This window comes from Streptomyces sp. NPDC058880 (assembly GCF_042742535.1).
Taxonomy (GTDB): Bacteria; Actinomycetota; Actinomycetes; order Streptomycetales; family Streptomycetaceae; genus Streptomyces.
This window is the reverse complement of the sequence record NZ_JBHYMC010000009.1, coordinates 1-20,774: the sequence shown is the minus strand read 5'-3', so window position 1 is coordinate 20,774 and position 20,774 is coordinate 1. Positions and strand designations below refer to the sequence as shown.

Here is a 20,774-nt window from a genome sequence, read left to right as displayed (position 1 = left end):
GGATTCCCGCCGGGGCGGCGCCGGCCCGGCGGGTGCTCTGCTGCCGGCAGGACCCGGCACTAGGCTGGTCGGATGAGCGGGAAGAGTACTCCGCGGCCGCCGCTGGCCGTCTTCGACATCGACAACACCCTGGCCGACACCGCCCACCGGCAGCATTTCCTGGAGCGCCGCCCGAGGGACTGGGCCGGCTTCTTCGGTGCGGCCCCGGCCGATCCGCCGCTCGCGAGGGGGATCGCGCTGGCGGCGCGGAGCTCGGCCGACTGCGAGGTGGTGTACCTGACCGGGCGGCCCGAGCGGTGCCGCGCGGACACGGTGGAGTGGCTCACCCGGCACGGCCTGCCCGAGGGGCGGTTGTGGATGCGCGGCAACCAGGACCGGCGGCCGGCCCGGACGACCAAGCTGGAGGTGCTGGGACGGATCGCGCGCGGCCGCGAGGTGCGCATGCTCGTCGACGACGACGAACTCGTCTGCCGGGCCGCGCGGGCGGCCGGCTTCCGGGTCGTCGTCGCCGACTGGGCGGCACAGGCGCCCGAGCTCACCGCCGGCCAGCAGGTCGAGGGCCGGACCTGAGCGGTCTGCCGCGGGTCGTGCTCGCTGCGCGGGCCGGCCGCCGATGCGGGGGCTCTCGGCCCGGTCCGACCGGCAGCGCCTCCCGTGGGGACGGGGCTCAGTCGTCGCCTTCGAGGCGGAAGCCGACCTTCAGTCCCACCTGGTAGTGCGCGATCTCCCCGTTCTCGATGTGGCCGCGCATTTGGACGACCTCGAACCAGTCCAGGTTCCGTACGGTCCGGCCCGCACGGGCGATCCCGTTGCGAATGGCCTGATCGATGCCCTCTTGAGAGGTGCCGACGATCTCGGTCACCCGGTAGGTGTGGTTGGACATGAGGTCTCCCGACAGTGGGTCGCTTTTGCCTGGTTCTACGGTGCCCCAGTAAGTCCGGCTCCGCGAACTTTGCGTGAACAATCCTGAGCGAAAGACCCTTGACCGGCCTATTGGTCTATGCCAATTTCGAGCCATCTGAGACCGAGCCCCAGAAGGTGACCCTCTTGAAGATGCGCTTCCTCGCCGTGTGCACGGCCCTCGCGGCTGCGACCGCCCTGACGGGCTGCGGCCAGTCGGCCGATCAGGCCGCAGGGCGGCAGAAGGTGACGCTCTGGCTGATGAAGGGCAGTGCCTCGGCGGACTTCATCGACTCGTTCACCACGTCCTTCGAGCAGGAGCACCCCGACCTCGACCTCGATGTCAGGATCCAGGAGTGGACGGGCATCGGAGACAAGGTCAACGCCGTGCTGGATGGCACGAGCACGGAGCCCGCCGACGTGATCGAGGTCGGCAACACCCAGGTCGCGCAGTACATCGAGACCGGCGGCCTCTCCGAACTCACCCTCGAAGGGCTGCGCGAGTGGGGCAGCAAGGACTGGCTCAAGGGCCTCGCCGAGCCGGGGAGCGTCAACGGCGCCCAGTACGGCGTCCCCTGGTACGCCGCCAACCGTGTGGTCGTCTACCACAAGGACCTCTTCGCGAATGCCGGGATCAAAACCCCGCCCAAGAACCGCCAGGAGTGGATCCAGGCCACCCAGAAGCTCGACAAGGGCGACCAGCAGGGCATCTACCTGGCGGGCCAGAACTGGTACGTCCTCGCCGGCTTCATCTGGGACGAGGGCGGCGAGCTCGCCGTCGAGACGGGCGGCAAGTGGGTCGGCACCCTCGACGACGACAAGGCCCTGGCCGGCATGGAGTTCTACAAGCAGCTCCAGGCCCTCGGCGACGGCCCGAAGGCCGCGGACGAGGAGACGCCCCCACAGGCGCAGGTCTTCGCCCGCGGCCAGGTCGCGCAGATCATCGCCCCGCCCGGCCAGGCCGCCGAGATCGAGGCGGCCAACCCCGAGCTCAAGGGCAAGCTCGGCTTCTTCCCGATCCCCGGCAAGACCTCCGACAGGGCCGGATCCGTCTTCACCGGCGGTTCCGACCTGATCATCCCGGAACGGACCGGGCACCGGAAGGCGGCCGTGGCGGTGGTCACCGCCCTGGTCAGCGAGAAGTGGCAGACCGCGCTGGCCCGCACGATGAGCTACGTACCGAACAAGACCACCCTCGCGCACCTGGTCGAGGGCGACGAGGGCGCCACCAGCATGGCCCCCGGCGCCGCCCAGGGCAGAGCCACCCCGACCTCCGCCCGCTGGGCCGAGGTCGAGGCGAAGAACCCGATCAAGCCCTACATGACGGCCGTGCTCACCGGACAGGACCCCCGGCAGGCCGCCCGGACGGCCTCCGCGGAGATCGGCCGCGTCCTCAGCTCCGACCGCTGATCCAGGCGCCCTCGGGGCGTGGTACCGGCGAGTTCGCCGTTCGCACACCCGAGGGCCGCAGAGCGGTCACGTCGAATCCAGCCGGTCACGGAAGAAGTAGAGGAGCCAGGCCACCCCGGCCGGCCTGGCCCTCCGTGCCCGGTTCAGGAGCCGCCATGACCATCGCACCCCTGTCCCCTTCCCTCTCCACGGCGCCCGCCTCCCCCCTCCTCGCCCCCGAGCCCGCCCCGGCCAAGGCCGCCGCCCCCGGCCCCCACTACACCGTTCGCCTGGCCCGCGACGAGGACGAGGTGAGGGCCGCCCAGCGCCTGCGCCATCAGGTCTTCGCAGGCGAGCTCGGTGCCCGCCTCGACGGCCCCGAGCCGGGCCTCGACGCCGACGCCTTCGACGCCTACTGCGACCACCTCCTCGTCGTCGACGAGGAGGCCGAGCAGGTCGTCGGCACCTACCGGCTGCTGCCCCCCGAGCGCGCCGCCGTCGCGGGCCGGCTCTATTCCGAGGGAGAGTTCGACCTCTCCGCGCTCGCGCCGATCCGCCCCGACCTCGTCGAGGTCGGCCGCTCCTGCGTGCACCCCGACCACCGCAACGGCGCCGTCATCGCCCTCATCTGGGCCGGTCTCGCCCACTACATGGACCGCACCGGACACAACTGGCTCGCCGGCTGCTGCTCGATACCGCTCGCCGACGGCGGCGTCCTCGCCGCGGCCACCCGCGAGCGCGCCCTCACCCGCAGCCCCGCACCCGAGGAGTACCGGGTCACCCCGCACGTCCCGTGGAAGCCCGAAGGCATCGCCTTCCCGGACCGCATGGAACTGCCACCGCTGCTGCGCGGCTACCTGCGCCTGGGCGCCTGGGTCTGCGGCGAGCCCGCCTTCGACGCCGGGTTCGGATGCGCCGACCTGTACGTCCTGCTCTCCCTGCGCCGGACCAACCCGCGCTACCTCAAGCACTTCCGTTCGCTCATCCCGGGCGCATGAGCGTCTGGCTGCCCACCTCGCCCTGCACCCCCGAGGCCTGCGCCGGCCACGAGGGGCGCACCGCGAGCCTTCCGCACGCGGTGCTGCGGCTCACCGGCGCCGTGGCCCTGATCCTGCTGGGGATCCTGGGCGCCCCGCCGGTCCGGCTGCTGCCGGCCGGCCCCCGGCACGCGGTGATACGCGCCTGGTCGGCCGCGCTGGTGCGCGCCTTCGGCATACGGATCAGCGTGCACGGCAGCGCGGGCCGGCGCGGCGGCCGCCTGCTCGTCGCCAACCACATCTCCTGGCTCGACATCCCGCTCGTCGCCGCAGTCCTGCCCAGCCGGATGCTGGCCAAGAGCGACATCCGGGCCTGGCCCGTTCTCGGCCGCCTCGCCGCCCGGGCCGGGACCCTGTTCATCGAGCGCGACCGGATCCGCGCACTGCCCGCCACCGTCACCACGATGACCCGCGCGCTGCTCGCCGGCGACCGCGTCACCGTCTTCCCCGAGGGCTCCACCTGGTGCGGGCGCGCCCGGGGCCCCTTCCGCCGGGCCGCCTTCCAGTCCGCATTGGACGCGAGGGTCCCCGTACAGCCCGTGCATCTCGCCTACCTCCAGGCCGACGGCACTCCGGCCGGCGCGCCCGCCTTCGTCGGGGACGACCCGCTCACCGCCTCGCTGTGGCGGATCGCCCGCGCCCGCGGGATCCGGGCCGAGGTCACGCTGCTGCCGCGGATCCCGCCGGGCCGGTACACGGACCGGCGGGACCTCGCTGCGGCGGCCCAGCGGGCCGTGGCCGGCCGTGCTCCGGAGGCGACACGGCCGGCCACGCCCGATCAGGCCCGGCCCACCGGCCCGTCGGCGACCGACAGGGACAGCGCGAAGCGGCCGGCCGCGTCCGTCCACCACTGGGTCAGCTCCAGTCCGGCCGCGGCCAGCTCCTTGCGCACGCCCTCCTGACGGAACTTCGCCGACACCTCCGTCAGGATCTCCTCACCCTCCGCGAAGGCGACCACCAGATCCAGGTCCCTGACCTTCACCGTCAGCTCTGACCGGGCCCGCAGCCGCATCTCGATCCACTCCTGCTCCCTGTTCCACACCGCCACGTGCTCGAAGTCGGCGGTGTGGAAATCGGCGTCCAACTCCCGGTTGATGACCGCCAGCACGTTCTTGTTGAACTCGGCCGTCACCCCCCGGGCGTCGTCGTAAGCCGTCACCAGCACGGCCTCGTCCTTGACCAGGTCCGTGCCCATCAGTAGCGCGTCCCCGGGCGACAGCATCGCCCGCACGGACGCCAGGAACACCGCCCGCTCCGGAGGCAGCAGGTTTCCGATGGTGCCGCCCAGGAACACCACCAGCCGCGGGCCGGGGGAGTCCGGCAGCTCCAGCGCACGGGTGAAATCGGCCAGCATGGCGTGCACCCGCAACCCCGGATGGTCGGCGAGCAGTGCGGTGGCCGCCCCCCGCAGGGCGCTCTCGCTCACGTCCACCGGTACGTACATCTCCAGCGCGGGCATCGCCTCGATCAGGTGCCGGGTCTTCTCGGAGGAACCGGACCCCAGCTCGACCAGGGTACGGGCGCCGCTCCCCGAGGCGATCTCCCGAGCCCGCTCCAGCAGGATCTCGCGCTCCGCACGGGTCGGGTAGTACTCGGGCAGCCGGGTGATCTCCTCGAAGAGCTCACTGCCCCGCGCGTCGTAGAACCACTTGGGCGGCAGCACCTTGGGCGTACGGGTCAGCCCTTGCAGCACGTCCGCGCGCAGTGCGGTCTCCGCAGCGTCCTCGTCGAGGGTCCGGGTCAACTGAAAGCTGTTCACGTGCGGTTCTCCTTGAGCGGGGTCAGGCGGACCCGCGAACGGGTGGCGGTCAGCAGGGTCCGGTCGGGCACTTCGCACCACCGGGAGTCGTCGTCGTACGGCTCGGACGCCACCACGGTGCGCCCCGCCCCCGGATCGGCCAGATACCAGAGCGAATCGCCCCAGGCCGTCGCGGCGATCGCCGCGCCGTCGGTGAGCAGCAGGTTCAGCCGGGAGCCGGGCGCGACCGAGGACAGCTCCCGCACGGGCTCGGCGAGCGCCGTGCCGAGGTCGTCCCCGGCCCGCAGCCGGCGCCGTACCAGGGCCCAGACCAGCGCCGAATCCGTACGGGCCGCCAGCTGGAGCAGTTCCTCGGGCGGCAGCGCCGCGGCGACCGGGGCCGCCGACGTGGGCCAGCCGGGCACCGCGCCGTTGTGGCTGAAGAGCCACGGCCCGTCCGTGAACGGGGCGGCCGCGGCCTCCCCGTCGGCCCCGGCCAGGGTGGCGTCCCGTACGGCGGCCAGCAGGGCCCCGCTGCGTACCACCCGGGCGAGGTCGGTGAGGGCCAGGTCGCCCCAGATCGGCCCGGCGCGGCGGTAGCGGGCGGGTACCGGGTCGCCCTCGGCGTACCAGCCGATGCCGAACCCGTCGGCGTTGACCGTGCCGTGCTGCTGGCGGCGCGGCTCCCAGGACTGGCGCACCAGTGAGTGCTCGGGCTCGCTCAGCAGCCTCCCGAGCGCCACCACCGGACCGAGATAGGCGAGATGACGGCACATCAGACGTCCCTCGCGGTGCGGAATCCGGAGAAGATCTGCCGGCGCACCGGCAGGTCCCAGTTGCGGAAGGTGCCCCGGCAGGCCACCGGGTCCACCGCGAAGGAACCGCCCCGCAGCACCTTGTGTTCCGGGCCGAAGAACACCTCCGAGTACTCCCGGTAGGGGAAGGGGCGGAAGCCCGGATAGGGCAGGAAGTCGGACGCCGTCCATTCCCAGACGTCGCCGATCAGCTGGCGCACCCCGAGCGGGGACGCCCCGGCCGGGTAGCTGCCCGCACGGGACGGGCGCAGATGCCGCTGCCCCAGGTTGGCGTGCACGGGGGTCGGGTCGCCGTCGCCCCACGGGTAGCGGGCCGAGCGGCCGGTCGCGGGATCGAAGCGGGCCGCCTTCTCCCATTCCGTCTCGGTGGGCAGTCGGCGCCCCGCCCAGCGGGCGTAGGCGTCCGCCTCGTACCAGCTGACGTGCAGAACCGGTTCTTCATCAGGGACGGGCTCGGTCACCCCGAAACGGCGGCGCAGCCACTGCCCGCCCTCCCGGTACCAGAAGAGCGGCGCCTCGATGGAGTGCCGGCGGACCTGCTCCCAGCCTGCCGCCTCCCACCAGCGGGGTTCGCGGTAGCCCCCGTCGGCGATGAAGGCGCGGTACGCCGCGTTCGTCACCGGCAGCGTGTCCATCCAGAACGCCGCGGTCTCCCGCTCGTGTGCCGGCCGTTCGTTGTCGAGCGCCCAGGGCTCGGCGGACGTGCCCATCGTGAAGGGGCCCGCGGGTATGAGGACCTCGGCGGCGGCAGGAGGGGCGTAGGGGGCGTCCGGCTCAGGGGCGGTCAGCACGGGTGCGCCCCGCCGGAGTTGATGGGTGATCAACATGGTCTCGTCGTGCTGCTGCTCGTGCTGGGCGATCATCCCGAAGGCGAAGCCGTCGTCGAGCAGCGCACTGCCCTCCAGCGGGGTGCTCTCCAGCAGGTCGAAGACCCGGCCGCGCACCTCGGCCGCGTACCGGCGGGCCTGCTCGGGCCCCAGCAGCGGCAGCTTCGGACGCTCGGCGCGCGGATGCTCGAAAGCGTCGTAGAGGGGGTCGATCTCCGGGTGCATCGACTCGCGTCCGGCCACCCGCCGGAGCAGCCAGAGCTCCTCCTGGTTCCCGATGTGCGCCAGGTCCCAGACCAGCGGCGACATCAGGGGAGAGTGCTGGGCGGTCAGGTCGGCGTCGGTCACCGCGTCAGTGAGCGCCGCCGTCCTGGCCCGCGCGGCCGTCAGTGAGGCGGCCGCCCGTTCCCGCAGCCCGGGGTGGGATTCGGTGGTCACCTCAGGTCCTCCTTCCCTTCGGGCCGCAGCTGCGGCGGTTCGTCACCCGGACATCGGCCGCGCCGCACGAAGCGTTCGTTGAAGGCGCCGACGGCGTCCCGGACGTGCGTGGTCGCGCCGAGCCGGGGCAGTGCCTCCGCGGCCGCGCGGAAGCAGGTCTTGGCGGCCGCCCGCAGCTCGGGATCGGCCAGGCCGTTGCGGGCGGCGGACCGCCACAGCGGGTTGCGGGGCGCGGGCTGCGAGCCGTAGGAGTCGGCCAGTGCCTTGGTCACCCGGTAGGCGGTCTCGGCGGCCTCCGGGTCGTCGAACAGCGCGTGTACGACGGCCACCGGTACCAGCCAGCCGTCGTCGCCGGGCTGTGCGTCGATCATGCGCAACTCCATGTGACCGCGCGGTCGCACGGGCGGGAACAGCGTGGTGAGGTGGTAGTCGAGATCCTCGGCGGTGGGGGCCCGCAGGGCCTGGTTCCCGTCGCCCGCGCGCAGCCAGTCGCGGAAGGTCGTCCCGCGCGGGACGCCCCACGCCTCGCCCTCCTGCGACCGTACGCACATCACCTCGGTGTCCAGTGCCTGGCGCACCCAGCCGTCCCGTGGATCCGCCTCCAGCGGCGGGGCGAGCGTGCGCCGGCTGTCCAGGTCGTTCCAGATCCCCTGCCGGGAGCAGCGCCATCCGGCATACGGGCCTTCGTGCGCGGGGGAGTTGGCGAACGCTGCCACCAGGACCGCGCCCAGCAGGTGGGCGAGGCGCCAGCGCCGGCCGTGGCCGAGCACGCCGGGCTCCTCGTGGCCGGCGTCCACGCAGACCTGCACGGAGGCGGAGGCGCACATCATGGTGCGGCCGGCCGGGCCGGTGCGGTCGAAGTAGGCCTCCATCGCGTCGTAGCGCGGGCTGTTCAGCAGCCGGTGGTACGGGAGGCGGGGATCGCGACCGAGGCCGTGCAGGATGAGCCCCTGCTCCCGCAGGGCGGCCCGGACGGCGGTGAGGTCGTCCTGGAGGAGGCCGACGCAGCCGGTGAGGGAGGTGGCGGGGGCCGAGCTGAGCTCCAGCTGGCCGCCGGGTTCGACGGTCACCCGCGAGTTCAGGGCCAGTGCGCGGGCCGCGGCGTGAGCCGCTCGGAGCCGTTCGGGTGTCACGCGCAGTCCCGGCCGCTCGGCGTCCAGGACCAGCCATTCGAGTTCGGCGCCGATGAGGCGGGGGGGACCGGTCTTGAAGCAGATTCCGTGGATCAGGTGCTCCGCCTCCGTCTCGCTGATCGCGGGCGAGGGGGGAGTGTCAGGCATGGGCGGGGGAACGGGTGGGTCGAAGGGCATGACCGGGTCCTCTTCTCCTGTCGTCGGCCGTGACATCACCCGTGTCTACCCCTCCTCCGGGCACAAAACCCATTGCCGCCGGGGAACGGGCTTGCACAGGATGGCGGCGTGAGCAGCAGATTGCGCGAGATCGCGCGGGAGAACGCGGAAATCCTGGCGTCCGGCGGTTACCGGACGCGGTCGGGGCGGCAGGTTTCGCTCGCCGCCGCCCTGGCGGACGCCAAGGCGGGAACCAGGATATATGGACCGAACCAGGTCATTCCAGGCGAAGGGCTGGTGGGTGGAGGCCTGGCGACGGCCGTCGAGGTCACGGGGGAGAGCAGTACGGTCGCGGCCCGTAGGCTCGCGGAGGGTGCTCCTGGGGACCCGGAGGCGGGGTCGGCCGGGGCGTCGGTGGCGGTCCTGAACTTCGCCTCGGCCCGAAATCCCGGGGGCGGCTACGTCCGCGGGGCCAAGGCGCAGGAGGAGGCTCTGTGCCGTGCGTCCGCCCTGTACGAGACGCTGCTGGAGGCCGCGGAGTACTACGAGGTGCACCGCGCGGAAGTCAGCACCTTCTACACCGACCGGGTGATCCACTCGCCCGGGGTGCCGGTTTTCCGCGACGACCGGGGCGAACTGATGGAGTCGCCGTTCCTGGCCGGTTTCCTGACCTCGCCCGCCCCGAACGCGGGCACGATCCTGCGGCAGGAGCCGGAGCGGGCCGCCGAGATCCCCGCGGCGCTGGCCCGGCGCGCGGAGCTCGTCCTGGAGGTGGCGGCGTCGCACGGGTACCGGCTGCTGGTGCTGGGGGCCTGGGGGTGCGGGGTGTTCCGCAATGACCCGGCCGAGGTGGCCGAGGCCTTCCGCGGGCTGCTGGCGGGCCGGTTCGCGGGGACCTTCGATCGGGTGGTGTTCGCGGTGCTGGACCGCAAGCCGGACACCCGGGAAGCCTTCGAGCAGGCCTTCGCGGACTTCGCTGCCTGACGCCGGGGAGCCCCGGCGTCCACCGGAACGGGCGGCCGGGCCGCCAGAGCCGCCGCGGGTGCCGCCGGGTCGGGAGCCCGCCGGCCCGGCTGTGCCGTTGAGCCGCTGCGGCCGGGCCGCGGTCGCCAGGCGGTCGCCGGCCCCGCCGTGGCGTGGGCCCGCCGGTTCGGAAAGGCCGCCGGGCGGCGGGTGCCGCGCAGCCGGGACGGTTCGCCGTCCCGGCCCGGTGCGTTCCCGCGGCTACTGCCAGCCGTAGCGCTCGCGCAGCCGGTTCACCACGAGTCCGAAGCGTCCCCGGTCCAGCGCGCAGGCCTCCCGCCGCATCCCCGACTCGTGCACCCGCAGCACCCGGTCGACGTCCACCCACGACTCCCGACCCGCGCTGTCCCACGGGCCCGTCCCGATCGGCACCCACTCGTGGTCGTGGTCGTGCCGCTTGCTGGACAGCTGTACGGCGAACAGCGTCGGGCCGCCCGGCTCGCGGGCCACGACCAGCACCGGCCGGTCCTTGCCGCGGCCGTCGTTCTCCTCGAAGGGCACCCAGGTCCACACGATCTCGCCGGGGTCGGGGTCGCCGTCGGGATCCGGGGCGTACTCGGTCCGTACCGGCCCGAGGGCGCGCGGATCGGCCTCCGTGGTGGCGGTGGCGCCGTCGCGGCCCGGTTGCTCCGTGTAGCCGTTGCTGTGCTGTGAAAGTGCCGTCATTGCGGGGAGGTTACTGGTTCCTCGGCGTGAAGGACAGCCGCGGGGGGTCACGCTCCGCATCCGTCGCCCGTGCCGCTGGCGGAACCGCTGTGCGCAGCTGTGGCGAGAAGCGCGCCGTCCGAGGGATCGTGCGCCCGGTTCACCGTGGGGTTGCGCCGCGAACCACCGGCTTGACACAACGGTGTCGATGTCAGCTCCGGGGCCGGGCTTCGACCGGTGAGAGACGGTCGTTGGCGGTCGGCAGCAGCGCAGAGGACGGCAGAGGGCTGAGCACGTTGCGCCGCCACGTCGCGACGAGGATCACGGGGATCAGCACGAGCGAGAACCGTCCCATGAAGAGGGTCACCGGCTCCGTCTCCAGCAGAGCAGGGAGGGCGAAGTAGGCGAACATGAGCCCGACCGTGAGGACGAGGACGAGGGCTCTGGCGATCCGCTCCGGCTCGAATCGGCAGGTGCCCAGCGTGTACGGCAGGATGTCGCGGTAGAGGTCGGTGATCGCCCAGATGACGCCCCACGTGCCGACGACGAAGATCCACCACCGAGACATTCCGCTCGCCAGGACGAAGTGCGTCACATCGCCGTCGGGTGCGAAGTTCCGCATGGGAACGTAGTCGTAGAGGTTCGCCAGGCTGCTGAAGAAGTACCAGAACAGCACGTACAGGACGACCGGGCGTCGGGCCAGCCAGGTTCGCTTCACGAGCCCGAAGCGAACGAGCAGGTAGGGCAGCAGGTTGCCGATGCCGAGGCCCGCGAACGCCACGACCGCGACCTGCGTGTTCTTTCCCGCGGCCAGCGCGGCGCTGTAGTCGACGTTCTCGTCGATGTGCGCGAGGAGCGTGATGTTCCAGAGGCTGCTCCCTCCCCAGTCGATGTTGCCCGGCTCGTTCTTGATGCCCAGCGTCCAGGCCGTCACCGAGTGGGAGAACTCATGGGGGAGGACCGCGAGATAGTGCGTCAGCACGAAGATCAGAGGTGTGAGGCCGGTGAGCCACCACACCAGTCGTGAGTCCGTTCGGGTTCTCGTCTCCACCTTGACACCTCACACCTGGACGATGCGCAGCCTTCCTGCCACCGCCGTCCCCGAGCCGCCGGGCCTTGCCGGCCCGCGTCGGTCCGGGCGGGGACAGGCAGGGCAGGTCAGGCCGTGCTCGCCTCGTGCTGCGCTCCGGTGCACAGCGCCCAGACGACGAGGATGTTGACCGCGATGAGGACCAGAGCCCACAAGGGGTAGTACGGCAGCCAAAGGAAGTTGGCGAACGCGCCCAGGCCGGCGATCGTGATGCCGAGATAGCGGGCCCACAGGGCGCCGCTGAAGAGGACGGCGCAGCCGGCCGCCATCAGGGCGATGCCCAGGATGAGGTGCACCCAGCCCCAGCCGGTCAGGCTGAACTCGAACACGTAGTGGCGGGTCACGACGAACAGGTCGTCGCTGGCGAGTGCGGCGATCCCCTCGAAGAACGCCATCAACCCGCCGAAGATCATCAGGGCCGCCGCCAGGACGGTTCTGCCCGACGTGGCCGCGTTCCACGGGTCCGGATGGGTGCGGGCCGTCTGCGGCCTGCCGGCGTCAGTGGCCATTGCGAACTCCTCCGGTGGCAGGGCCGGCCGGGCGGGGTCGGAACCGGCGGGATTCCCCCCTTCAGCGTGTCACGGGGACTCACCCCCGGCATTCCGGCCCGTCCGTGTCCGCCCGTTCCCGCCGCGTGCCGCCTCAGCCCGGTCGCCGCGCCGCCCAGTTCTCCGCCGCCTCCAGCTGCGCCGCCAGCCCCAGCAGCATCGGTTCCGAGTCCGCAGGGCCGAGGAACTGCGCGCCCATCGGCAGCCCGTCGTCCGTCAGCCCGGCCGGGACGTTCACCCCGGGCCAGCCCAGGACGTTCCACGCCCAGGCATAGGGGCAGGCGGCGATCATCGCCCGGTCCGTGGCCATGGCCCCCATCCCGGCCAGCGCGCCGATCCGCAGCGGGGGAGTGGCCGTCGTCGGGGTCAGGACCACGTCGAAGCGCCCGAAGATCTCGCCGACCCGCCTGCGCAGCAGGGCCTCCGCCCGGCGGGAGACCCGCAGCGGCAGACCGCCCAGCAGTCGGCCCGTCCGCACGGCCCCGTGCGTACGCGGATCCAGCAGCGCCGGGTCCGGCATCCGCGCGGCCCAGTCGCGTACGCCGCTGGTCGCGCGGGGTACGAAGGTCAGGCCGATCGGGCCGTAGCGGGGGTCCTCCGGGATCACCTCGTGGCCCAGCGACTCCAGCCGGGTGGCCAGCCGCTCCACGGCGCACCGCACTTCCGGGTCCAGTGACGTGGGCGTCGCGGTGAAGGGCATGCCGAAGGACAGGGCGATCCGCAGCCGGCGCGGGGGGCGCCGGGCCGCCTCGACCGCGCAGATGCGCGCCGGGCGGTGCAGGTCCTCGGGATGCGGTCCGCTCGCGGCGTCCAGCAGCAGTGCCGCGTCCGCGACCGTGCGGGCCAGCACGCCGTTGACCGTGAGCCCGTTGAAGGACTCCGGTTCCGGCCAGGTGGAGATGCGTCCGCGCTGCGGTTTCACCCCGACCAGATGGGTCCAGGCGGCCGGGATCCGCACCGACCCGGCCCCGTCGGAACCGAGCGCGGCCGGAACCAGGCCCGCCGCCACGGCGGCCGCCGAGCCGCCCGAGGAACCACCGGGCGTGTAGGACCGGTTCCACGGATTGCGGGTCGCACCGAAGGCTCCGCCTTCGGTGAAGGGCCACTGGCCCAGCTCCGGCGTCTGGGTCTTGCCGACGATGACCGCCCCGGCCGCCCGCAGCCGGCGCACCGCCTCGCTGTCGGCGGTCTTCGGGGTGAAGGATCCGGCGCAGCCGAACGCCGTCGGCTCACCGGCCACGTCCATGTCGTCCTTCACCGCGATCGGCACGCCCAGCAGCGGCAGCCGTTCGCCGGCGGCGAGCCTGCGGTCGGCCGCGTCCGCTTCGGCGAGCGCGGCTTCGGCGCGCACGGTCCGGAAGGCGTTGAGCTCGGGCTGTGCCGCGGCGATCCGACGCAGCACCTGCTCGGTCAACTGCCGTGCCGAGAGGTGTCCTTCCGCGAGCGCGGCGGCCGTCTCGACCAGTCCGCCGGCCGTCGCCGGCTTCTCCGTGCACTGGGCCGGCGCCGCCGCCGCGGCTGGACCCGAGGACTCCGACATCGTGAACCACTCCCCCCATTACCGATCGGTAGGGAGACGGTATCGGGGAGGGGGAGCCGCGTCATCCGTCAGAGCGGGTGCGCACCTTTCCCGAAGCGAGGTTTCGTCCGGTATGGCCGCGAGCGGGGTTGGCGACCTCGTCGTGGTCGAAGCCGATCCGGTTCCGCGGCGTTGATGTGCTGGGGAGCGCAGGCCGGGACGTCTGGGCATCCGTCAGGTCCGGAAGGGTGAGGGGCCGCCACCAGGTGGCGGCCCCTCGCGCGAAAGGAGGGCTCCGATGTCGGTGACGGCAGGTCAGGAGCCGGTGGCGCGGGCCGATCCGGTGCTCGCACCGCTGGTGTCGCCCAGGAAGCAGGTGACCTCACGGTCACCGAGGGCCCAGGTGGCGGGCTGCGGGAAGTAGTAGTAGATCTCCAGCTCCTCCGAGAGCTTGGGGTTCTTGCCCACGTAGTCCGTCAGCAGCGTGCCGGAGCACTTCTCCTCGGCGAGCGCGGTGACCTTCTCCGTACCCGGGTACGCCCCGTCGTCGAGGTTGAAGACCGCGTACGCCTCGCCCTCGTGCGGCTGGTCGCAGGGCAGCACCCGCACCGAGAAGGAGGCCTGGCCGCCGTCCTCGTCCTGGTAGTCCGCCAAGTCGCCGCCGGTGTTGAAGCAGTCCCCCTTGCGGATGTCGCTCACCTTGCTGGAGCCCGCGTCGGTGACCTGCCCGCTGGTGTCGCGCTTCGGCGAGGGGCCGTCGTCCAGCGCTCCGGAGATGCCGAGCACCAGGAGGATCCCGTAGAACGCGATGGTCGCGCCGTGGATGACGATCGCCGCCACGGCGAAGCCCTTGCCCTTCTCACCGCGCTTGCCGATCTGGGAGAGGGCGACGATGCCGAGGATCAGGGGGACCAGCGGGATGGCGCACACGAGGGACATGACGAACGCGACGATGGCCAGCGCGTTGTTCTTCTGGGGTGCCTGCGGCGGATACCAGCCCTGCGGGCCGCCGTACGGTCCGGGCTGTCCCGGCTGTCCGTACGGTCCCTGCTGCGGGTACGGCTCGTGGGACGGCGGGGGACCCGGAGGTATGGACATGCGCGGGGAGCTCCTTGCTCTGAGGTGGGACGCCCACGGCGGGGCGGTGACGGGCGGCCGCCCGGGAAGGCAGGCTCGATGGTCGCACGAGCCTCGGACATGCTGGGCCCCGGTCCCCCTGGAGGGGCCGCGAACCCGTCGAAGCCGTCGTGGCGGGCGGTGCGGTCGGTGCATGCGGCCGAACCCGCCCCGAAGCCGGGGCGCTTGGTGATCCGCGCCGGCGCCGGTGCGACGACGCGGGCGGCATCGGCTCGGGACGCGACGCGGTGGTGGCACGTGTCGGCGGCTCGCGCGGGCACGGGGGCGGCATGCCTTTCCGGCCATCCCGTGGAAACGGGGCCCGTCCGTTCTGGGAGGATGCCACGGCAATGTCTCAGTCATCGAAGTCGCCGGACCTGCCGGCCCCCGTTCCCACCAGCGCCGACGTGGCCCGACGTGCGGGCGTCTCGCGCGCGACGGTCTCGTACGTGCTGAACAACGCCGAGGCCGTACGGATCAGCGAGCCCACCCGCCGCAAGGTCCGCGAGGCGGCCGAGGAGCTCGGGTACGTCCCGCACGCCGCCGCCCGCAGCCTGCGCGCCGGACACACCAGGATCGTGCTGCTGCCCACCCCGAACGTGCCGGTCGGCCCGCTCTACAGCACCTTCCTCAACGAACTGCAGTGGGCGCTGCGCCGGCTCGACTACACCGTCGTGCAGTACGGGAGCCTCGGGCTCAGCGGGGACGAGGCCGTCCGGGCCTGGGCGGAACTGCGGCCGGTGGCGGTCATGTCCCTCGGTGAGATCACGCTCTCCGCCCACAACGTCGCCACCCTCAAGCGGGCCGGAACCCGCGCCGTGATCACGATGGGCCCGACCGGTGTGCCCGGGGCGCACGCGCTGGTCATGGACCAGCGGGAGGTCGGCGCCCGTGCCGCCGCGCACCTGGTCGAGCGGGGCCGCCGGCGGATCGGCGTGGTGGTCCCGCGGGAGGAGGGGTTGGAGCTGTTCTCCGCGCCACGCCTGGCCGGAGCCCGAGGCGTGCCGGGCGCGGAGGTCGAGGTCGTGCCGATGGCGTACTCGGAGGAGTCCGCCGCGGAGCTTGCCGCCCGATGGCGGGGGCTGCGGCTGGACGCGGCGTTCGCGTACAACGACGAGTACGCGATGCTGCTGATGCGGGCCCTGCAGGACGAGGGGCTGCGGGTCCCCGACGAGGTGGCCGTCATCGGTGCCGACGACCTGCTCATCGGAAGGCTGCTGCGGCCCCGGCTGAGCACGGTGCGGATCGAGATGCCGACCGGCGACCACCTGGCGTCGCTCGTCGACCACGCGGTGCGCGAGCCGTCCGAGGTCACGGAGCGGCACGGTCTGATGGCCGCCGAGGCCGTCCACCGCGAGTCGACCTGACCCCGTGGAGCCGCGGGCCGGGCGGGCGTGACCGGGGTGGCCGTTGACAGGCGGTGACCTGCGGACGGAGACTGCGGCGGCGCGCCCCACCGGGCGTGACCGGCGGCGTGCCCCGGTGCCCACACCGGCACCGGTGCGCCGGCGCCCGTACGGATCCGCCCAGGAGAGACCCCATGAGCATCCGCACCGTCCGCGACGTCTACGTGGTCGACGCCGTACGCACCCCGATCGGCAAGTTCGGCGGCGCCCTCGCCGGTGTCCGCCCGGACGACCTGGCCGCCCACGTGGTGCGCGCACTGGTGGACCGTACGCCCGACCTCGATCCGGCACGGATCGACGACGTCGTCTTCGGGGACGCCAACGGGGCGGGCGAGGACAACCGCGACGTGGCCCGGATGGCGGTCCTGCTGGCGGGCCTGCCCGTCACCGTTCCCGGCGTCACCGTCAACCGGCTCTGCGGATCCGGCCTGGAGGCCGTGATCCAGGCCGCCCGTACGATCGCGCTCGGCGACGCCTCCGTGGCCATCGCGGGCGGTGTCGAGTCGATGAGCCGCGCGCCCTGGGTGGTCCAGAAGCCCGAACGGGCCTTCCCCGCCGGGCACCAGCAGATGTGGTCCACCACATTGGGCTGGCGGATGACGAACCCGCGGATGCCCGCCGAGTGGACCGTCCCGCTCGGTGAGGGCGCCGAACTGATCGCGGACAAGTACGCCGTCACCCGCGAGGCACAGGACGCTTTCGCGCTGGAGAGCCACCGCAAGGCCGCGGCCGCCTGGGCCGCAGGCCTGTACGACCGCGAGGTCGTGCCCTACGAGGGTGTGGACCTGGCACGGGACGAGTGCATTCGCGAGGGCTCCACGCCCGAGGCGCTGGCCAAGCTCAAGCCCGCCTTCCGGACGGACGGCCGGGGCACGGTCACGGCCGGCAACGCCTCCCCGCTCAACGACGGCGCGGCCGCGCTGCTGCTGACCGACGAGGCGGGCCTGGCCGCCACCGGCCGTGAGCCGCTCGCGCGGATCAGCGCCTCCGCCGTCACCGGGATCGAGCCCCAGCTGTTCGGCCTCGGCCCGGTGGACGCCGTGCAGCGCGCGCTCGGCAAGGCCGGGCGCGGCTTCCCCGACCTCTCCGTCCTCGAACTCAACGAGGCCTTCGCGGCGCAGGCGCTGGGCTGCCTGGCCGCCTGGCCGGAGCTGGACCCGGCCGTGGTGAACCCGCGCGGCGGCGCCATCGCGATCGGACACCCGCTGGGCGCCTCGGGTGCCCGGCTGGCCGGCTCGGTCGCACACCAGTTGGCCGCGGCGGGCTCCGGCACGGGCATGGCAGCCCTGTGCATCGGCGTCGGGCAGGGCATCGCGCTCGTCCTGGAGCGCTGACCCCGGCCACCGGGGCGTCGATCGATTCCGGTCAGCCCTCACCTTCAACTGCCCAATAACTGAACAGAATTGGCGCCTCCGGTCTGGCACGATGACGCATGCCGCCGCCCCCCCTCGTCCGGCATCCCGCCCATCCCCACCCGGAGGCCCCGCGCCATGCCGCTCCTCGACCCGACGCATTGGCAGGACGGACCCGCTCTGACCGGAGGCGCCGCCCCGGTCGTCGAACCCGCGACCGGCCGCACCCTCGCCACCCTCGACCTCGCCGCCCCCGCCGACGTGGCGGAAGCCGCCGCCCGAGCCGGGGCGGCGCAGCGCGACTGGGCGCGCACCTCCCACCCGCAGCGGGCAGCCGTGCTGCGCCGCGCCGGGGACCTCTTCACCGCCCACGCCGACGAGCTGCGGCAATGGCTGGTGCGCGAGTCCGGGTCGATCCCCGGCAAGGCCGACTTCGAGCTGCACGTCGCCGCCCAGGAGTGCTACGAAGCGGCGGCGCTGGCCTCGCGCCCGACCGGGCAGGTGCTGCCCAGTGAGGCCCCCCGGCTGTCCTTCACCCGCCGGGTCCCGGCCGGCGTGGTCGGGGTCGTGGCCCCGTTCAACGCCCCGCTGATCCTGGCGATCCGCTCCGTCGCCCCGGCCCTGGCGCTCGGCAACGCGGTGCTGCTCAAGCCGGACCGGCGCACCGCCGTCTGCGGCGGGCTCGCGCCGGCCGCCGTCCTCACCGCCGCGGGGCTGCCGGACGGACTGCTGCACGTCCTGCCCGGCGGCGCCGAGACGGGTGCCGCGGTGGTCGCCGACCCACTGGTGCGGGTGGTGTCCTTCACCGGTTCCACGGCCGCCGGCCGCACCGTCGGCGAGCTGGCGGGACGTCACCTCAAGCGCACGCACCTGGAGCTGGGCGGGAACTCCGCCCTGGTCGTGCTCCGTGACGCCGACGTGGAGGCCGCCGTCGCCCAGGCGTCCTGGGGCTCCTTCTTCCACCAGGGCCAGATCTGCATGACGGCCGGCCGCCACCTCGTGCACGCCTCGCTCCACGACGAGTACGTCGAGCGGCTGGCCGCGCGTGCCGAGGAACTGTCCGTGGGGGACCCGTACCGCGAGCAGGTCCACCTGGGCCCGCTGATCGACCGCGCCCAGCTGGACCGGGTGCACGCCCTCGTGGAGGCCAGCACCGCCGCGGGGGCCAAGCTCGTCGCCGGCGGTACGCACCGGGAGCTCTTCTACCGGCCGACCGTGCTGGCGGGCGTCGCCGACGACACCCCCGCCTACGCCGAGGAGGTCTTCGGCCCGGTCGCACCCGTACGGTCCTTCGCGACGGAGGACGAGGCGGTGGAACTGGCCTCGACGGGACCGTACGGACTCTCCCTCGGGATCGTGACCCGCGACGCGGGGCGGGGCCTCGACCTGGCCGAGCGGATCCCGACCGGCATCGCGCACGTCAACGACCAGACGGTGGGCGACGAGGCGGTCGCACCGTTCGGCGGTGTCGGCGCCTCCGGCACCGGCGCACGCTTCGGCGGCGAGGCCAATCTGGACGCCTTCACCGAACTGCGCTGGACCACGGCCCGCGCCACGCCCGCCCCGCACCCCTTTTAAGGGCGTCCGGCGGGTTCGAGGAATGCCGGAGGCGGGTCGTTCGTTCCACCTGCAGACGGCTCTAACAGGAGGTCTGGACACCGTGGCTACAGTCGAGCTCACCAAGGAGAACTTCGACCAGACGGTCAGCGCGAACCCGTTCGTGCTGATCGACTTCTGGGCGGGCTGGTGCCGGCCGTGCCTGCAGTTCGCGCCGGTCTACGAGAGGGCGTCGGAGGCCCACCCCGACCTGGTCTTCGCCAAGGTGGACACCGAGGCCCAGCAGGAGCTGGCGGGCGCCTTCCAGATCACCTCCATCCCGACCCTGATGATCGTCCGGGATCAGGTGGCGATCTTCGCGCAGCCCGGCGCGCTGCCCGAGGCGGCCCTGACCGATCTCATCAGGCAGGCCCGCGCCCTCGACATGGACGAGGTGCGCGCCAAGATCGCCGCCTCACAGCCGGGCGCCCAGGACTCCGGCGGGCAGGGCTCCGGCACGCCGGAGGCATGAGTGCGTGACGCGGCCACCGGTCAGCGGTGAGACTGGTCCGCATGACTGAAGTCCTGGAGTACGACGTCGTGGTGCTCGGCGGGGGACCGGCCGGTGAGAACATCGTCGACCGGACCAGGGCCGCCGGGCTGACCACGGCCCTGGTGGAGCGCGAGCTGGTCGGCGGGGAGTGCTCGTACTGGGCCTGCGTCCCGAGCAAGGCCCTGCTGCGCCCGGCGCTGGCGCGGGCCGACGCCCGCCGGGTGCCGGGGCTGGCGGGGGCCGTCGGGGGCCCTCTGGACACGGCGGCGGTCTTCGCGCACCGCGACTACTGGACCGGTGACTGGAAGGACCAGGGTCAGATCGACTGGCTCGACTCCATCGGTGCCGATGTGTACCGCGGCCACGGCCGCCTCCTCGGGGTGCGCGAGGTGGCCGTCACCGGCCCCGACGGAGGGCACCGGGTGCTGTCGGCCCGGCAGGCGGTGGTCATCGCCACCGGCACCCGGGCCGTGGTCCCCGATCTCCCGGGGATCGCCGAGGCCCGCCCCTGGACCAGCCGGGAGGCGACCTCGGCGCGGGAGGTCCCCGGCCGGCTCGTCATCGTGGGCGGCTCCGTGGTGGCGTCCGAGATGGCCACCGCCTGGCAGGCCCTGGGATCGCAGGTGACGGTCCTCGTACGCGGATCCCGGCTGCTGCCGCGGATGGAGCCCTTCGCGGGGGAGCTCGTCGCCGACGCCCTGCGCGAGGCCGGCGCGGTGGTCCGTACGGACGTGGCGGTCGCCGCGGTCGAACGGGACGGCTCCACCGGGCCCGTCAGGGTGGTGCTGGAGGGCGGCGAGGTCGTGGAGGGCGACGAGGTGCTGATGGCGACGGGTCGCGCGCCGCGCACCGAGGACATCGGGCTGGACACCGTCGGACTCACGCCCGGCGGCTGGATCGGCGTCGACGAGACCTGCCGGGTGCCCGGATCCGACTGGCTGTACGCCGTAGGGGACGTCAATCACCGGGCCCTCCTCACCCACCAGGGCAAGTACCAGGCCCGCATCGCGGGCGCCGCCATCGCCGCCCGCGCCGCGGGCACCCCGCTGGACACCGCCCCCTGGGGCGCCCACACGCCCACGGCCGACACGCACGCCCTCCCGCAGGCCGTCTTCACCGACCCGGAGGCCGCCGCGGTGGGCCCGACCCTGGCCGAGGCGGAGAAGGCGGGGCACCGCGTGCGCGCCGTCGATTACGACCTGGGCAGGGTCTCCGGGGCCGGTCTGTACGCCGACGGCTACCGGGGCCGGGCCCGGATGGTCGTCGACCTCGACCGGGAGGTCCTGCTGGGGGCTACCTTCGTCGGTCCGGGCGCCGCCGAGCTGGTGCACGCCGCCACCATCGCCGTGGCAGGAGAGGTCCCGATCGCGCGCCTGTGGCACGCGGTACCGGCCTTCCCGACTGTCAGCGAGATCTGGCTGAGGCTGCTGGAGACCTATCGCGGCTAGGGCCTGTTGCGAAAGTGCTGGTCACAGCCATTCGTTGATGGCTGCGACCAGCACGGTCGCTTCGTAGCGGACGGCGAGTTTGTCGTACCTGGTGGCGACGGCACG

The 20,774-nt window shown here is 73.2% G+C and carries 19 protein-coding genes and 1 pseudogene; 10 read left to right on the top strand and 10 right to left on the bottom strand.

The window, feature by feature from the left end:
* Window positions 1-72: 72 nt before the first annotated feature.
* Window positions 73-570: a nucleotidase gene (locus ACFW2G_RS07685; RefSeq protein ID WP_037916541.1), complete on the top strand. Its 498-nt coding sequence runs from the start codon at window positions 73-75 to the stop codon at window positions 568-570.
* A gap of 97 nt (window positions 571-667) precedes the next feature.
* On the opposite strand, the gene ACFW2G_RS07680 is transcribed toward ACFW2G_RS07685, so the two are convergent.
* Window positions 668-883 (bottom strand): dodecin, encoded by a 216-nt coding sequence (locus tag ACFW2G_RS07680; RefSeq protein WP_037916543.1) that lies wholly within the window; start codon window positions 881-883, stop codon window positions 668-670.
* Between the two features lie 164 nt (window positions 884-1,047).
* Here ACFW2G_RS07680 and ACFW2G_RS07675 point away from each other — a divergent pair, with 164 nt between their 5' ends.
* The 3 genes and pseudogenes from ACFW2G_RS07675 to ACFW2G_RS07665 form a co-directional block, all read left to right on the top strand.
* Window positions 1,048-2,310, top strand: coding sequence for an extracellular solute-binding protein (locus tag ACFW2G_RS07675; RefSeq protein ID WP_384445141.1), 1,263 nt, complete (start codon window positions 1,048-1,050; stop codon window positions 2,308-2,310).
* 155 nt (window positions 2,311-2,465) lie between these two features.
* A complete protein-coding gene (locus ACFW2G_RS07670; RefSeq protein ID WP_037916548.1) occupies window positions 2,466-3,287 on the top strand; it encodes a GNAT family N-acetyltransferase in 822 nt (273 codons plus the stop codon).
* Window positions 3,200-3,811: pseudogene (locus tag ACFW2G_RS07665) on the top strand (lysophospholipid acyltransferase family protein); the annotation flags it as partial. The gene ACFW2G_RS07670 and the pseudogene ACFW2G_RS07665, both read left to right, overlap by 88 nt.
* A 293-nt stretch (window positions 3,812-4,104) precedes the next feature.
* Here the strand turns inward: ACFW2G_RS07665 and egtD are convergent.
* From egtD to egtA, 4 genes are read right to left on the bottom strand one after another with little or no spacing between them, the layout of a single operon-like run.
* Entirely contained in the window at window positions 4,105-5,085 is a 981-nt protein-coding gene (egtD, locus tag ACFW2G_RS07660) for an L-histidine N(alpha)-methyltransferase (protein WP_037916550.1), read from the bottom strand.
* Window positions 5,082-5,840 (bottom strand): ergothioneine biosynthesis protein EgtC, encoded by a 759-nt coding sequence (egtC, locus tag ACFW2G_RS07655; protein WP_384584915.1) that lies wholly within the window; start codon window positions 5,838-5,840, stop codon window positions 5,082-5,084. Before egtC ends, egtD begins: the two co-directional genes overlap by 4 nt.
* Window positions 5,840-7,144 (bottom strand): ergothioneine biosynthesis protein EgtB, encoded by a 1,305-nt coding sequence (egtB, locus tag ACFW2G_RS07650; protein ID WP_037916555.1) that lies wholly within the window; start codon window positions 7,142-7,144, stop codon window positions 5,840-5,842. Before egtB ends, egtC begins: the two co-directional genes overlap by 1 nt.
* Window positions 7,141-8,424 carry an ergothioneine biosynthesis glutamate--cysteine ligase EgtA gene (egtA, locus tag ACFW2G_RS07645; protein WP_384584918.1) on the bottom strand — a complete coding sequence of 428 codons (1,284 nt, stop codon included), beginning with the start codon at window positions 8,422-8,424 and terminating at the stop codon, window positions 7,141-7,143. Before egtA ends, egtB begins: the two co-directional genes overlap by 4 nt.
* Window positions 8,425-8,562: 138 nt before the next feature.
* On the opposite strand from egtA, the gene ACFW2G_RS07640 reads away from it, so the two are divergent.
* The gene (locus ACFW2G_RS07640; protein WP_384584921.1) at window positions 8,563-9,417 is read left to right on the top strand and encodes a TIGR02452 family protein; all 855 of its coding nucleotides are present in this window, start codon (window positions 8,563-8,565) and stop codon (window positions 9,415-9,417) included.
* Between the two features lie 240 nt (window positions 9,418-9,657).
* Here the strand turns inward: ACFW2G_RS07640 and ACFW2G_RS07635 are convergent, their stop codons facing one another.
* From ACFW2G_RS07635 to ACFW2G_RS07615, 5 genes are all read right to left on the bottom strand, one after another.
* Entirely contained in the window at window positions 9,658-10,122 is a 465-nt protein-coding gene (locus ACFW2G_RS07635) for a type II toxin-antitoxin system PemK/MazF family toxin (RefSeq protein WP_037916560.1), read from the bottom strand.
* A 190-nt stretch (window positions 10,123-10,312) separates the two neighbouring features.
* Window positions 10,313-11,152, bottom strand: coding sequence for a hypothetical protein (locus tag ACFW2G_RS07630; protein WP_384445130.1), 840 nt, complete (start codon window positions 11,150-11,152; stop codon window positions 10,313-10,315).
* Between the two features lie 107 nt (window positions 11,153-11,259).
* Complete coding sequence (locus ACFW2G_RS07625) at window positions 11,260-11,700, bottom strand: hypothetical protein (protein WP_384584924.1); 441 nt, start codon at window positions 11,698-11,700, stop codon at window positions 11,260-11,262.
* A gap of 133 nt (window positions 11,701-11,833) precedes the next feature.
* Window positions 11,834-13,279: an amidase gene (locus tag ACFW2G_RS07620; RefSeq protein ID WP_384445128.1), complete on the bottom strand. Its 1,446-nt coding sequence runs from the start codon at window positions 13,277-13,279 to the stop codon at window positions 11,834-11,836.
* Window positions 13,280-13,573: 294 nt separating this feature from the next.
* The gene (locus tag ACFW2G_RS07615; RefSeq protein WP_037916564.1) at window positions 13,574-14,356 is read right to left on the bottom strand and encodes a DUF4190 domain-containing protein; all 783 of its coding nucleotides are present in this window, start codon (window positions 14,354-14,356) and stop codon (window positions 13,574-13,576) included.
* Between the two features lie 368 nt (window positions 14,357-14,724).
* Between ACFW2G_RS07615 and ACFW2G_RS07610 the strand changes: the two genes are divergently transcribed.
* The 5 genes from ACFW2G_RS07610 (at window position 14,725) to ACFW2G_RS07590 (ending at window position 20,669) form a co-directional block, all read left to right on the top strand.
* Complete coding sequence (locus ACFW2G_RS07610; RefSeq protein ID WP_384584927.1) at window positions 14,725-15,741, top strand: LacI family DNA-binding transcriptional regulator; 1,017 nt, start codon at window positions 14,725-14,727, stop codon at window positions 15,739-15,741.
* A gap of 173 nt (window positions 15,742-15,914) precedes the next feature.
* Window positions 15,915-17,114 (top strand): thiolase family protein, encoded by a 1,200-nt coding sequence (locus ACFW2G_RS07605; RefSeq protein ID WP_037916568.1) that lies wholly within the window; start codon window positions 15,915-15,917, stop codon window positions 17,112-17,114.
* Between the two features lie 156 nt (window positions 17,115-17,270).
* Window positions 17,271-18,710 (top strand): aldehyde dehydrogenase family protein, encoded by a 1,440-nt coding sequence (locus tag ACFW2G_RS07600; protein WP_037916571.1) that lies wholly within the window; start codon window positions 17,271-17,273, stop codon window positions 18,708-18,710.
* An 82-nt stretch (window positions 18,711-18,792) separates the two neighbouring features.
* A complete protein-coding gene (locus ACFW2G_RS07595) occupies window positions 18,793-19,200 on the top strand; it encodes a co-chaperone YbbN (protein WP_037916575.1) in 408 nt (135 codons plus the stop codon).
* Between the two features lie 41 nt (window positions 19,201-19,241).
* Window positions 19,242-20,669: a dihydrolipoyl dehydrogenase family protein gene (locus tag ACFW2G_RS07590; protein ID WP_384584931.1), complete on the top strand. Its 1,428-nt coding sequence runs from the start codon at window positions 19,242-19,244 to the stop codon at window positions 20,667-20,669.
* The last annotated feature ends 105 nt before the right edge of the window (window positions 20,670-20,774 follow it).

Coding starts and splice junctions, on each gene's coding strand:
- egtC (WP_384584915.1), bottom strand. CDS start 5,840: ATGTGCCGTCATCTCGCCTATCTCGGTCCGGTGGTGGCGCTCGGGAGG.
- ACFW2G_RS07635 (WP_037916560.1), bottom strand. CDS start 10,122: ATGACGGCACTTTCACAGCACAGCAACGGCTACACGGAGCAACCGGGC.
- ACFW2G_RS07590 (WP_384584931.1), top strand. CDS start 19,242: ATGACTGAAGTCCTGGAGTACGACGTCGTGGTGCTCGGCGGGGGACCG.
- egtA (WP_384584918.1), bottom strand. CDS start 8,424: ATGCCTGACACTCCCCCCTCGCCCGCGATCAGCGAGACGGAGGCGGAG.
- ACFW2G_RS07620 (WP_384445128.1), bottom strand. CDS start 13,279: ATGTCGGAGTCCTCGGGTCCAGCCGCGGCGGCGGCGCCGGCCCAGTGC.
- ACFW2G_RS07615 (WP_037916564.1), bottom strand. CDS start 14,356: ATGTCCATACCTCCGGGTCCCCCGCCGTCCCACGAGCCGTACCCGCAG.
- ACFW2G_RS07685 (WP_037916541.1), top strand. CDS start 73: ATGAGCGGGAAGAGTACTCCGCGGCCGCCGCTGGCCGTCTTCGACATC.
- ACFW2G_RS07670 (WP_037916548.1), top strand. CDS start 2,466: ATGACCATCGCACCCCTGTCCCCTTCCCTCTCCACGGCGCCCGCCTCC.
- ACFW2G_RS07600 (WP_037916571.1), top strand. CDS start 17,271: ATGCCGCTCCTCGACCCGACGCATTGGCAGGACGGACCCGCTCTGACC.
- ACFW2G_RS07605 (WP_037916568.1), top strand. CDS start 15,915: ATGAGCATCCGCACCGTCCGCGACGTCTACGTGGTCGACGCCGTACGC.
- ACFW2G_RS07625 (WP_384584924.1), bottom strand. CDS start 11,700: ATGGCCACTGACGCCGGCAGGCCGCAGACGGCCCGCACCCATCCGGAC.
- ACFW2G_RS07610 (WP_384584927.1), top strand. CDS start 14,725: ATGTCTCAGTCATCGAAGTCGCCGGACCTGCCGGCCCCCGTTCCCACC.
- ACFW2G_RS07680 (WP_037916543.1), bottom strand. CDS start 883: ATGTCCAACCACACCTACCGGGTGACCGAGATCGTCGGCACCTCTCAA.